Origin of the sequence: Brevundimonas sp. C43 (assembly GCF_030732185.1) — a bacterium.
GTDB lineage: Bacteria > Pseudomonadota > Alphaproteobacteria > Caulobacterales > Caulobacteraceae > Brevundimonas > Brevundimonas diminuta_C.
Map to the genome: position 1 here is coordinate 3,088,049 of NZ_CP132231.1, position 11,847 is coordinate 3,099,895.

Below are 11,847 nucleotides of genomic sequence, written 5' to 3' on the forward strand. Positions count from 1 at the left end.
GAACGGATGGCGAACGAACCTGTCAGAATCATCGGCCTGGACCCCGGTCTGCGACGTACCGGCTGGGGGGTCGTCGTGTCCGACGGCGCGCGCCTGAGGTGGGTGGCGCACGGCGTGGTGGCCCCGCCCGAGACCGCGCCGTTCAGCGAGCGGCTGCTGCATCTGTTTGAGGCGCTGGGAACGATCTGCGCCGACCACGGCTGCGAGGAGGCGGCGGTGGAAGAGGTGTTCGTCAATGTGAACCCGTCCTCGACGCTGAAGCTGGGTCATGCGCGGGCGGCGGTGATGCTGGCGCCGGCCAAGGCGGGTCTGACGGTGGCGGAATATTCGCCGAACCTGATCAAGAAGGCGGTGGTGGGCGCAGGCCATGCCGACAAGAGTCAGATCGCCTTCATGGTCAAACGCCTGTTGCCGACGGCCGGGGACGTGAAGGCGGATGCGGCCGACGCCCTGGCGGTCGCTATCACCCATGCGCAGCTCAGGAAGCGGTCCTTGCTGGAAGCGATGCACCGGGGGGCGGCGTGATCGGGCGGTTGAGAGGCGTGCTGGCCGAGGTCGGGGAGGCGGAATGCCTGATCGACTGCGCGGGCGTGGGCTATGTCGTGTCGTGCGGGGCGCGGACGCTGGGGCGATTGCCGGCGCCGGGCGACGAGGCGACGGTGCATGTCCATTCCCAGTGGAGCGAAGATGCGGGGCCGCGCCTGTATGGATTTCTGACGCGCGACGAGCGGCGGGCCTTCACGACCCTGTTGGCCATTCAGGGCGTGGGGCCCAAGGCGGCGCTGGCGGTGCTGGATGTCCTGCCGCCCGGCGAACTGGCCTCGGCTGTGGCGCGCGAGGACAAGGCGGCGGTGGCGCGGGCCAACGGCGTGGGGCCCAAGCTGGCGCTGCGGATCGTGACCGAGCTGAAGGGCAAGGCGTTGGGCGACGCCAGTTTTGCGCCTGTCGCGCCCGGCATGCATGTCGAGATCGCACCGCCCGTTCCGTCCATCACCGGCGAGGCCGTGTCGGCCCTGCTTGGCCTGGGCGTCGCCGAGGTCAATGCGCGTCGGGCCGTGGATCAGGCGTTGTTTCGTCTGGGCGAAGAGGCGGAGCTGTCGGCGGTGATCCGTGCGGCGCTGCAGGAGTTGGGGCGGTGATTGGAAGGGAGTGGCGAGTGGCGAGTGGCGAGTGGCGAGAAGTGAGAAGTGCTAGTGAGCAAGAGGTGAGCTGCGGCGCGTCTGCGGTCTTCCGGATTCGCTCACCCCTGCGCTCACTTCCCGGCTCACTCTTCACTCTTCACTCGCCACTCGCCACTCGCCACTCAACAGCCACTCGCCACTCAACAGCCACTCGCCACTCAACAGCCACTCGCCACTCGGGCCAGCCATGACCCGCGTCATCTCCCCCGAGGCCGAGACCGGCGAATCCTTCGATCGCGCGCTGCGGCCGCAGACGTTGTCGGAATTCGTCGGCCAGTCGCAGGCCAAGGGCAATTTGAAGGTCTTCATCGATGCGGCGCGCGGGCGGGCCGAGGCGCTGGACCATGTGCTGCTGTTCGGACCGCCGGGACTGGGCAAGACGACGCTGGCGCAGATCGTGTCGCGCGAGCTGGGCGTGGGGTTCCGGGCGACCTCGGGGCCGATCCTGGCCAAGGCGGGCGATCTGGCGGCGATCCTGACCAACCTTGAGCCGCGCGACGTCCTGTTCATCGACGAGATCCACCGGCTAAGCCCCCAGGTCGAGGAGATCCTGTATCCGGCCATGGAAGATCATGTGCTGGACCTGATCATCGGCGAGGGGCCGTCGGCGCGCTCGGTGCGGATCGATCTGGCGCCGTTCACGCTGGTGGGGGCGACGACGCGGGCGGGCCTGTTGGCCACGCCGTTGCGCGACCGGTTCGGCATTCCGCTGCGGCTGGAGTTCTACACGCCCGACGAGTTGACGGCGGTGGTGCGCGGCACGGCGCGCAAGATGGGCGCGGGGATCGATGAAGGCGGCGCGCGCGAGATCGCGTCGCGGGCGCGCGGCACGCCCCGCATCGCCGGGCGTCTGCTGCGCCGGGTGCGGGATTTCGCCTCGGCCGAGGGGGCGGAGACGATCTCGAAACTGGTTGCGGCGCGGGCGCTGGCGCGGCTGGAGGTGGACGAGGCCGGACTGGACAGCCTGGACCGGCGGTTCCTGAAGGCGTTGATCGAGAACTATGGCGGCGGGCCGGTCGGGATGGACACCCTGGCGGCCGCCATCGCCGAGGCGCGCGACGCGGTCGAGGACGTGATCGAACCCTATCTGCTGCAGCAGGGCTTCATCATGCGCACGCCGCGCGGCCGCATGGCCTGCGCCAAGGCCTATGCGCATCTGGGCCTCAGCGCGCCGGCGCAACCGGCCGCCAGCCCCGTGCCGGGCGACCTGTTCGAATAGGCGTTGCCAAGCGGAGCGGGCGGGGGTTTGCTGGGGGCGAACCGGAGCCGTCGTCCCATGATCCTGCGCACCCTGGCCGTGATGGCGTTTGCGGCCGGCCTGACCGGTCTGGCGCCGCCTGCGAGAGCGGCGGCTCCCGTCTTCACCGACAAGGCCTGTCCCGGCGATTGGCCGACGGGTCTGCGCGAGGTGCGGTGCGGGACCCTGACGGTGGACGAGGCGCGCGACGGGTCGGTCAGCGATCGGCGCATCGATATCGCCGTGGTCATCTTCAAGGCCAGCGCGCCCTACAAGGACGCCTCGGGCCAGGCGCTGCCGCCGATGGTGATGTTCCACGGGGGGCCGGGCGGCGCCCTGACGCCGGGGGCGGGACGGATGCTGGCGGCGCTGCGTCGCAATCCGGAGGCCTTTGCGGTGGATCAGGACGTGATTGTGTTCGACCAGCGGGGCGGCGGGGCGAGCAACCCGTCGATGGACTGTCCGGGCGTCGAACTGACCGATGCGGGGCCGCCGTCCGACAAGGACCGCGACGGGCTGATCGCTTGTCTGAAGGGGTATCAGGCGCAAGGGATCGACCTGAACCAGTACAACGCCGCCGCCATCGCCGACGATGTGAAGGACATGGCCCAGGCCCTGGGTCTGGCCAAGATCGACCTGTGGGGCGGATCGTACGGGCCGCGCATCGAGGCGGCGGTCATCACCCACCAGCCCCGGATCGTGCGCGCCGCCGTGATGGACAGCCCCTGGCCGCCAGAGGGCAACTGGGCCGTCGGCACGCCTGAACAGGTGTCGGCGGCGGTGAAGATCATCCTGGCCAAATGCGCGGCCCAGCCGGCCTGCGCGGCGCAGCATCCGGACCTTCAGGCGCGGTTCGAGGCCGAGGCGCGCAAATGGCTGGCCGGTCCGGTGACGGGCGAGGACGGGCGCAGCTTCAACGTCGATGACCTGTCGGCCTTCCTGATGGACACGACCTATAGCGCGGCGGGGGTGCGCAGCCTGCCGGTCGATCTGGACAAGATCATCGCCGGCGACCTGACGCCGGTCGCGGAGATCGCAGAGGACCGCACCTATTATTTCGAGGGCCAGCACATGGCCCACCTGTGCAAGGAAGAACTGCCGTTCGAGTCCAAGGCGCGGCTGGCGGCCGGGGCGGCGGGCGATCCGGTTGCCGAGGTGCTGGTTCCGTCGCTGTCGCGGCTGTTCGACGTCTGCGCGGCGGTGGGCGAACGGCCGGCGCTGCCGATCGAGAACCTGCCGGTTCAGACGGACATCCCGACCCTGTTGGTCGCCGCCGAGATCGACCCGGGCTGTCCGCCGCCGCTGACCGAGGCGGCCGCCAAGGGCTATGCGAACAGCCAGGTGGTGATCGTGACCAATGCGACGCACGGCGTCATCAACGCCAGCCCCTGCACGCGCAAGATGGCGCGGGATTTCCTGCGTGATCCGTCCAGGCCGGTGGACCGGACCTGCCTGCCCGCCGCCGACACGCCGCTGGACTTCACCCTGGATGCGCCCGCCGCATGAGGGTGATGCGCCATCGCAGCCCGCTTCAGCAACGCCTGATGATCGCAGCGGCGCTGGTTCTCGCCCTGTGCGCGGTCGGCGTCTGGGTGCTGATGCAGCCGGCGAACACCCCGTCGCCCGAGCCGGCCGATGCGCGGGTGATGCGCCAGATCCGCACCCAGGCGGGGCGCGGCGCCGAGCTGCGCTACGCCGAGAATGGCGAGAGGCGATCGGTTTGCGGCTATCTCGGGCGCGTCGCCGGCGGGCCGGCGGTGGGCTTCGTCTCCATCCCCAATCGCATCCTGTTCAGCGACGACCCCCTGCCGACCGAGTTCCGCGAAATGCGCCAAAGCTACTGCCCCGGATTTTTGGAGAGGCCGGGATCGCAGGTGGTGCGCTAAAGTCCGTCTATGAACATCGACCAACCCACCGCCGGCCGTTTCGAAGGGCGCGATCACCTGTTGCCGGTGCGCGTCTATTACGAGGACACCGATTTCACCGGCCTGGTCTATCACGCCAACTATGTGCGCTATTTCGAGCGGGGGCGGTCCGATTTCCTGCGCGCCATCGGGGTGGGGCATGCCGATCTGCTGGAGGAGGCCGAGCCGCTGGCCTTCGTGGTGTCCGAGCTGAACATCAAATATCTGAAGCCCGCGCGGATCGACGACGCCCTGGTGGTACGCACCGTCTACGAGCAGGTGAAGGGCGTGCGGCTAATCATCCGCCAGAGCGTGGAGCGGGCCGGCGAGGTGCTGTGCCGGGCAGAGGTGACGGCGGTGTGCATCCATCTGGACGGGCGGCCGCGGCGGCCGTCGAAGGGTCTGGTCGAGAAGGTCACGCCGTGGCTGGCGGCCGGCGGAACCGCCGACTAGGATCGCGCCAACGAGGGGGAAACGTCATGGCCGCAGAAACCTACAAGATGTCCGCCAGCGCGGTGATCGTCACGATCCTGCTGTTCGTGCTGCTGATCGGCGGCGGCTTGGTGGGCTGTCCCTATTACAAGGTCTGGGAGCGCAAGATGGCGGGCCAGGCCGAGCTGCAATACCAGCAGGGCGCGCGCCAGGCCCTGATCGCGCAGGCCGCCGCCGAGGACGAGGCGGCGATCAAGCGCGCCGAGGCGGCGACGCGCCGGGTCCTGGGCTGGACCGACGCGGCCAAGCGCGGCTGCGCCGAACTGGGCCGGGCGGGCGATCGCCAGTGCGAGGAGCAACTGCTCAAGGACGCCGCCACCTATTCCATCGCCAAGGAAGGCCACGAGGGCGTCATCATCAGCGTCGGCGCCCCGGTCTCTGTCGCGGTCGATCCGAACGCGCGACGGACGGCGTCCGAGTAACCTGCCGTTAACCCTTATGACGCGCCTGTCAGATGACGGGCGGACGGGTCGGGGCTAAACGGGCCGGACGCCACACAATGGTCACGTCCGCTCGGTCGAAGAGGGGACGTGACGATCTCGATTCCGCCCGGAGCGCCTGAATGACCACGCCTGTCGACGCCGCGATGATGAACCCGGTCGAGCTGTTCATGACCGCCGACTGGGTGGTCAAGAGCGTGATGATCGGGCTGGCGGCGGCCTCGATCTGGTCGTGGACGATCATCATCGACAAGGCGGTCAGGTTCACGGCGCTGAACAAGCGCGCCGACGACTTCGAAAAGTCGGTTCAATCGGGCCGATCGCTGGAAGAGGTGGCGTCGCAGGCCGGACCCGAGCCGTACCACGCCCTGCCGCGCATGCTGGTGATCGCCCTGTCGGACTGGCGCGAGGCGCGTCAGCGCGGGGCGTTGAACGAGCATCAGGGCGAACTGCTGCTGGTGCGGATCGACAAGGCGATGAACAGCCTGATCTCGCGCGAGGGCCAGCGGATCGAAAACGGCCTGGGCGTACTGTCGGTGGTGGCCACGGCCTCGCCCTTCATCGGCCTGTTCGGCACGGTGTGGGGCATCATGAATGCGTTCGGGCGGATCGCGGCGGCGGGCAACACCAATCTGACCACGGTGGCGCCGGCCATTGCGGAGGCCCTGTTCGCCACGGCCATCGGCCTGGCGGCGGCCATCCCGGCCTATATCGCCTACAACAAGTTCTCGATCGACGCGGGCAAGTTCACGGGGCGCCTGGAGGCCTTCGCCGACGATCTGCAGGCCGCCGTGGCGCGCCGCCTGGGCAGCCCGTCGGCCCCGCCGCCTCCGCCCCCGCCGTCCAGCGACCTCAGCCTGAAGCGGGGCGTCTGAGCCATGGCCCTGGGCGGTGGTGGTGCGAGCGGCGGCGGGCGTCGAGGGCGCAGGGGGCGTAAAGGGCCTCTGACCGAGATCAACGTCACGCCCCTGGTGGACGTGATGCTGGTGCTGCTGATCATCTTCATGATCTCGGCTCCCCTGCTGACGGTGGGGGTGCCGGTCGAACTGCCCAAAACCGAGGCCAGCGCGGTCGAGATCAAGTCCGAACCCTTGTCGGTCAGCATCGACCAGCAGGGCGCGATCTTCGTCGGCGACAGCGAGACGGCGTTCGACGCTCTGTCCACGCGCCTGCTGACCGAGGCGGGCGGCGCCGACAAGGCGGCCGAGCGACCGGTGTTCGTGCGGCCCGACGGGCGCGCGCCCTATCAGGCGGTGGCGCGGGTGATGGCGCGGCTGAGCGCCTCGGGCTTCACCAAGCTGAACCTGATCACCGACACGGCGCCGGAGGCCTGACTCCTTTGCGTCGGCCGAGCCCCGCCATTCTGGGATCTCTCGCCCTGCACGCCGGGGTGATCGCGCTCGCCTTCGTGACCTTTTCGCACAAGATGGACGAGGACGAGACGCCGCTGGTCGCCTCGGTGCCGGTGACCATCGTGTCGGAAGAGGTGATCCAGGCGGCGCCGGCGGACAATCCGCAGCCCGAACCTTCGCCCGACGACGCCGCGACCGCCCCGGTGCAGCAGCCCGATCCCGTGCCGCCGACGCCCGAGCCGACGCCGCCGCAACCGCAGCCGCGCCCGACCCCGACCCCGCCGCGGCCCACGCCGCCGCGCCCGACGCCGACGCCCACGCCGACGCCGAAGCCCACGCCGACCCCGACGCCGCCGCGTCCGACGCCTCGACCCCAGCCGCCGACGCCTGCGCCGCCGACCAAGGCCCAGCCGACCCCGCGCCCGGCGACGCCCGCGCCCGCCCGCCCGGCGCCCCAGCGCACAGAGCCGAGCCTGGATCTGGACGCCCTGGCCGGACCGACGCGCCCGACCAACAATCGCGGCCGACCGGCGACGGGTCAGCAGGGTGCAGGCGCGGCGTCCCAGGCCACGGGCCCGCAGATCACGGCCATCTTCAATCAGGTCTATCCGAACTGGATCCTGCCCTGCGACATCCCCGGCGCGGACCAGCTGCGCATCCAGGTCGAACTGACCCTGTCGGCCGATGGGCGGATCACGCGCGGGCCCAGCCTGATCAACGCCCAGTCGTCGAACGTCTATCGCGCCGCCGCCGACGGCGCCCTGCGCGCCCTGCGCCAGACCGCGCCCTTCGACGTGCCGCAGGGCTTCCCCGGCGGTGTCTTTCGCCCGACCTTCAACACTGAAAGGGCGTGCCGCAATCGCTGATCCGCCACACCTGAAAAACGCCGTCCCGAATGTCGCCCCATTCCCCGTGAAGCTGGCGAAAGTCGAACGGCCCGGCGATAAGGGGCGGCGATCCTTCGAGACTTATGGGAGCATCTGATGCGTCTGAACCTTCTTCTGGCCTCTGTGGCGGCTGTCGCGATGGCGGCGCCCCTGACCACCGCCGCCCAGACGCCTCAGCAGAACCAGCCGGTCGAGGTCGAGATCGATCAGGGCGTGCTGCGTCCCCTTCAGATCGCGGTGGTGCCGTTCGCCGGAACGCACGGGTCGGACATCTCCAATGTGGTCAGCGCCAATCTGAAGCGGTCGGGCTTCTTCGAGCCGCTGAACCCGTCCAGCTTCATCGAGACCGGGCTGACCCTGGCCAATGCGCCGAACTTTCCCCAGTGGACCCAGATCGGGGCGCAGGCGGTGCTGTATGGCGGGGTGACAACGCGCGGCGACGGGCGGCTGGACGTCGGCTTCCGCCTTTATGATCCCTATCGCCAGTGCCAGTTGGTCAGCTATCAGTTCACGGCGACCCAGGAGCAATGGCGCCGGATCGCGCACAAGATTTCCGACGTCATCTATCAGCGCATGACCGGCGAGGCCGGCTTCTTCGATTCCCGCGTGATCTTCGTGTCCGAGGAGGGCACGCAACTGAACCGGATCAACCGCCTGACCATCGCCGATCAGGACGGGTTCAACCCGACCTATCTGACGCAGGGCGACGAGGTGATCATGTCGCCGCGCTTCTCGCTGTCGCAGCCGGACGAGATCACCTATGTGGCGCTGGGCAAGGATTACAGCCGCATCTACCTGTATAACCTGACGACCGGCCGGCGCGAGAGCTTGGGCGAGTTCGACGGTCAGGTGCTGGCGCCGCGCTTCTCCAACGACGGCAACAAGATCGCGTTTTCCATCATCCGGGGCGGCAACACCGACGTCTATGTGATGGACCTGCGCAGCCGCCAGATCACGCGCCTGACCAGCGATCCGGGCATCGACACCTCGCCGTCCTTCAGCCCGGACGGCAGCCAGATCGTCTTCACCTCGGACCGTTCGGGGTCGGCGCGGCTGTATGTCATGCGGTCGGACGGATCGGGCCAGCGACCGATCTCGCGCGGGGGCGGCATCTATACGGCGCCGTCGTGGAGCCCGACCGGCAATCTGATCGCCTTCACCAAACAGGGCGGCGGACGGTTCTCGACCGGGGTGATGAATTCGGACGGGTCCGGCGAGCGCATTCTGTCCTCCAGCTATTTCGAGGAGGGGCCGAACTGGGCGCCCAACGGTCGTTACGTCATGTTCGCACGCCAGACGCCGGGCGGGGACACGCGTCTGTGGACCGTGGACCTGTCGGGGCGCGTGGTGTCGCAGGCGGGATACAACGGACGCGGGACCGACCCGGCCTGGTCGCCGCTGCTCGACCGTGGCCCGAGCAATCTGGGCGTGAACCAGGGCACCGACAGCTGCCCCGCCTAAACGCCGCACCGACACCGTCGGAGCCTTAAAGCTCAACTGTGCGTTATCGCCTCTAGCGTCGAAAAATCGGCCGAGGCAGACAGTAAAGCCAAGCTTGAGGCCCGCCCCTTGCCAGAAACGATACGTCAGGAGACGACCCCATGAAGACTTCCCGCATTCTCAAACTGGCGATGGTCGGCTGCGCCGTCGCCGCCATGGCCGCCTGCACCCGAAAGCCCCCGGTCGAGACCGGCGTGCCCGGTCCGAACGACGGCACCACCCAACCGACGGGTCCGGCCTATCCGACCGCGCCCACCGGCCCGGTAACCGGCGGCAACATGGGTTCGGCCGCGCCAGGCACCGAACAGGACTTCGTCGTCAACGTCGGCGACCGCATCTATTTCGACCTGGATTCCTATGAGGTCCGTCCCGAGGCCATGCCGCGCCTGGACGCCCAGGCCCAGTGGCTGCAGCGCTATCCGTCCGTGACGGTCCGCATCGAAGGCAACGCCGACGAACGCGGCACGCGCGAATACAATCTGGCGCTGGGCGCTCGCCGTGCGGAATCGGTGCGCACCTATCTGATCAACCGGGGCATTCCGGCCGGCCGGATCGACACCATCAGCTTCGGCAAGGAGCGGCCGATCGCGGAAGGCTCGAACGAAGACGCCTTCGCCCGCAACCGCAACGCCCACACCGCCATCGTCTCGGGCGCGCCGCGCTGACGACCGGCTGATCGGCTGATCTGAAGGAGGCGACGGCCGCAGGGTCGGCGCCTCTTTTGGTTTCCGCGCTTGTCCTGACGCCGGCCGGGCGGCAGAACCGTCGTCACAGGGATCGGGGGATCAGCGAATGGATATCGAAGGGGCGGGCGCCGTCGTCACGGCCGGACTGGTCGCAGGCGCGATCGAAAAGCCGACTGGCAAGGCCGGCGAGGCCCACGCCCACGGGGCCTGTTCCGACTGCGGGGCCGAGACCAGCGGCAACTTCTGCGCAAACTGCGGCCAGCCGACCCATGTCCATCGCAGCCTGCTGCACCTGGGCGAAGAGCTGCTGCACGGGGTCATGCATTTCGACGCCCGTATCTGGCGCACCCTGCCGCTGCTGTGGCTGAATCCCGGCCGGCTGACGCGCGAGTGGATCGAGGGCAAACGCACGCGCTACGTCTCGCCGCTGGCGATCTTCCTGTTCACCCTGTTCGTGATGTTCTTCGCGCTCAGCTTTGCGCCGCACCCGGAATCCAAGACCGAAGGCGCAGAGATGGCCGAACGGATCGCGTCCCAGCGTGTGGGCCTGGCCGAGGCCGAAAAGGCCCTGGTCCAGATGCGGGCCGAAAGCGGCGCCCAGCCGGACCCGACGATGCAGATGGCGATCAACGCCGGACAAAAGCTGGTCGATGACCGCCGCGCGGCCCTGGCCCGGCTGGAGGTCGAGCAGCGCGAGGGGCGCCCCGACGGGCTGAAACCCGGCAGCTGGCAAGCCGGGATCAAGGACATGGCGACCGAAGAGGCCGGCGAGACCAAGCTGAAGGTCATGGGCAAGGACGCCGAGAAGGAGGGGCACGGCATCGGCGCCACGGTCCTGAAGAAGCTGCAGAACCCGGACCTGGCGCTCTATAAGTTGCAGCAGACGATGTACAAGTTCGCCTTCCTGCTGGTGCCCTTGTCCATCCCGTTCGTGGCCCTGCTGTTCCTGTGGAAGCGCGGCTTCACCCTGTACGACCACGGGGTGTTCGTTCTGTACTCGCTGACCTTCATGGCCATGCTGCTGATGCTGATGGTGCTGTCGGCGACGATCGCCGGGTGGCTGGGCGCCGTCGTCATTCCGCTGGGGCTGCTGGCCGTGCCCGTGCATGTGTTCGCCCAGATGAAGGGCGCCTATTCGCTGTCCTGGTTCTCGGCCCTGTGGCGGACGATCGCGCTGTTGGTGTTCTGCAACATCGTGGTCGGCCTGTTCATCACGGCCATCGTCTATCTGGGCTTGGGTCACTAGCTCGGCCTTGCGGCGGCCCCAAATCGGTGAAAGCTAGACGCATGACCAAGCTCTCGATTTCTCGTGCTCATCTGCTCGCCGCCGCCGCCCTTGGGGTTGTCCTGATCGGAGGCGGCGCGGTCGCCCAGCAGGCCCAGCCCAACATCATGGAGCGGACCGAGTGGGACAATCGCCGCCTGGACCAGCTGGACCGCAATGTGCGCCGTCTGGAGCGGGCGCTGACCCAGAGGAACGCCGTCGGCCAGCCCGTTCTGGTCGAGCCGGACCCCGAGGTGGTGACGCTGCAGGGGCAGTTCGCCCTGATGGACCGACGCCTGGGCGACCTGGAGGCCACGGTGCGCCGGATCAACGGCGACAACGAGCGGCTGACCTTCCAGCTGGACGAGGCCACGCGCGAGAACGAGACGCTGAAGACGCGTCTGGCCGACGCCGAGGGGCGGCTGCAGAAGCTGGAAACCCAGGCCGAACTGAATGCGCCGATCGAGGCGACCTCGCCCACCGGCGACGCGACGCGCGATCTGGCGGCGGCGGTGGCCCTGCTGGCGACCGACAAGCCGCGCGGCGAGCGGGCGCTGGAAACGGTGATCGCGGCCTGGCCCGATACGCCGCAGTCGCGTGAGGCCAACTCGCGTCTGGGCGACCTGCGGGTGGCGGCGAACGACAAGGCGGGGGCGGTGCCCTATTACGCCGCCGCGCTGAAGGATTGGCCGCGTATCGGCTGGGCGGCGGATACGACTCTGAAACTGGCCGACGCCCTGTTCGCGACGCAGCGGAAGCCGCAAGGGTGCGCGGCCCTGGCTGAATTCACGCGCCGCTATGCGCCCGCCGCCTCCGACCCGCAAAAGGCGCGGGCGGCGCAGTTGAAGACGACGGGTTCCTGCGCCTGACGCCTGACCCGGATGTCAGAGCGCGAGCGTTCGCG

At 68.9% G+C, this 11,847-nt stretch carries 14 protein-coding genes; all 14 read left to right on the top strand.

Annotated elements, in window-relative coordinates:
- Positions 1–6: 6 nt before the first annotated feature.
- Positions 7–525, top strand: coding sequence for a crossover junction endodeoxyribonuclease RuvC (gene ruvC, locus Q9R14_RS15470; RefSeq protein ID WP_055753940.1), 519 nt, complete (start codon positions 7–9; stop codon positions 523–525).
- Positions 522–1,139 (top strand): Holliday junction branch migration protein RuvA, encoded by a 618-nt coding sequence (gene ruvA, locus Q9R14_RS15475; RefSeq protein WP_306002962.1) that lies wholly within the window; start codon positions 522–524, stop codon positions 1,137–1,139. The genes ruvC and ruvA overlap by 4 nt, the downstream gene beginning before the upstream one ends.
- Positions 1,140–1,368: 229 nt before the next feature.
- Positions 1,369–2,400, top strand: a complete 1,032-nt coding sequence (gene ruvB, locus Q9R14_RS15480; protein ID WP_306002963.1) for a Holliday junction branch migration DNA helicase RuvB — start codon at positions 1,369–1,371, stop codon at positions 2,398–2,400.
- A 57-nt stretch (positions 2,401–2,457) separates the two neighbouring features.
- Complete coding sequence (locus Q9R14_RS15485) at positions 2,458–3,924, top strand: alpha/beta hydrolase (protein WP_306002964.1); 1,467 nt, start codon at positions 2,458–2,460, stop codon at positions 3,922–3,924.
- Between the two features lie 5 nt (positions 3,925–3,929).
- The gene (locus tag Q9R14_RS15490) at positions 3,930–4,304 is read left to right on the top strand and encodes a hypothetical protein (protein ID WP_306002965.1); all 375 of its coding nucleotides are present in this window, start codon (positions 3,930–3,932) and stop codon (positions 4,302–4,304) included.
- A gap of 9 nt (positions 4,305–4,313) precedes the next feature.
- On the top strand, positions 4,314–4,775 hold the full coding sequence (gene ybgC / locus Q9R14_RS15495; RefSeq protein ID WP_306002966.1) for a tol-pal system-associated acyl-CoA thioesterase: 462 nt from the start codon (positions 4,314–4,316) through the stop codon (positions 4,773–4,775).
- A 26-nt stretch (positions 4,776–4,801) separates the two neighbouring features.
- Positions 4,802–5,236, top strand: coding sequence for a hypothetical protein (locus Q9R14_RS15500; RefSeq protein ID WP_045809702.1), 435 nt, complete (start codon positions 4,802–4,804; stop codon positions 5,234–5,236).
- Between the two features lie 140 nt (positions 5,237–5,376).
- On the top strand, positions 5,377–6,129 hold the full coding sequence (gene tolQ, locus Q9R14_RS15505; protein ID WP_306002967.1) for a protein TolQ: 753 nt from the start codon (positions 5,377–5,379) through the stop codon (positions 6,127–6,129).
- Positions 6,130–6,132: 3 nt separating this feature from the next.
- Positions 6,133–6,588, top strand: coding sequence for an ExbD/TolR family protein (locus Q9R14_RS15510; protein ID WP_306002968.1), 456 nt, complete (start codon positions 6,133–6,135; stop codon positions 6,586–6,588).
- A gap of 5 nt (positions 6,589–6,593) precedes the next feature.
- Positions 6,594–7,472, top strand: coding sequence for a hypothetical protein (locus Q9R14_RS15515; protein ID WP_306002969.1), 879 nt, complete (start codon positions 6,594–6,596; stop codon positions 7,470–7,472).
- A 117-nt stretch (positions 7,473–7,589) separates the two neighbouring features.
- Positions 7,590–8,954, top strand: a complete 1,365-nt coding sequence (tolB, locus tag Q9R14_RS15520; RefSeq protein WP_306002970.1) for a Tol-Pal system beta propeller repeat protein TolB — start codon at positions 7,590–7,592, stop codon at positions 8,952–8,954.
- A 140-nt stretch (positions 8,955–9,094) separates the two neighbouring features.
- Positions 9,095–9,658 (top strand): peptidoglycan-associated lipoprotein Pal, encoded by a 564-nt coding sequence (gene pal / locus Q9R14_RS15525; RefSeq protein WP_039246161.1) that lies wholly within the window; start codon positions 9,095–9,097, stop codon positions 9,656–9,658.
- Positions 9,659–9,785: 127 nt separating this feature from the next.
- Complete coding sequence (locus Q9R14_RS15530; RefSeq protein WP_306002971.1) at positions 9,786–10,925, top strand: DUF3667 domain-containing protein; 1,140 nt, start codon at positions 9,786–9,788, stop codon at positions 10,923–10,925.
- A gap of 41 nt (positions 10,926–10,966) precedes the next feature.
- Positions 10,967–11,812: a tol-pal system protein gene (locus tag Q9R14_RS15535; protein ID WP_242077299.1), complete on the top strand. Its 846-nt coding sequence runs from the start codon at positions 10,967–10,969 to the stop codon at positions 11,810–11,812.
- Positions 11,813–11,847 lie beyond the last annotated feature (35 nt).

Coding starts and splice junctions, on each gene's coding strand:
- Q9R14_RS15535 (WP_242077299.1), top strand. CDS start 10,967: ATGACCAAGCTCTCGATTTCTCGTGCTCATCTGCTCGCCGCCGCCGCC.
- Q9R14_RS15510 (WP_306002968.1), top strand. CDS start 6,133: ATGGCCCTGGGCGGTGGTGGTGCGAGCGGCGGCGGGCGTCGAGGGCGC.
- Q9R14_RS15490 (WP_306002965.1), top strand. CDS start 3,930: ATGCGCCATCGCAGCCCGCTTCAGCAACGCCTGATGATCGCAGCGGCG.
- tolB (WP_306002970.1), top strand. CDS start 7,590: ATGCGTCTGAACCTTCTTCTGGCCTCTGTGGCGGCTGTCGCGATGGCG.
- ruvC (WP_055753940.1), top strand. CDS start 7: ATGGCGAACGAACCTGTCAGAATCATCGGCCTGGACCCCGGTCTGCGA.
- ruvB (WP_306002963.1), top strand. CDS start 1,369: ATGACCCGCGTCATCTCCCCCGAGGCCGAGACCGGCGAATCCTTCGAT.
- Q9R14_RS15485 (WP_306002964.1), top strand. CDS start 2,458: ATGATCCTGCGCACCCTGGCCGTGATGGCGTTTGCGGCCGGCCTGACC.
- Q9R14_RS15500 (WP_045809702.1), top strand. CDS start 4,802: ATGGCCGCAGAAACCTACAAGATGTCCGCCAGCGCGGTGATCGTCACG.
- Q9R14_RS15530 (WP_306002971.1), top strand. CDS start 9,786: ATGGATATCGAAGGGGCGGGCGCCGTCGTCACGGCCGGACTGGTCGCA.
- ybgC (WP_306002966.1), top strand. CDS start 4,314: ATGAACATCGACCAACCCACCGCCGGCCGTTTCGAAGGGCGCGATCAC.
- pal (WP_039246161.1), top strand. CDS start 9,095: ATGAAGACTTCCCGCATTCTCAAACTGGCGATGGTCGGCTGCGCCGTC.
- tolQ (WP_306002967.1), top strand. CDS start 5,377: ATGACCACGCCTGTCGACGCCGCGATGATGAACCCGGTCGAGCTGTTC.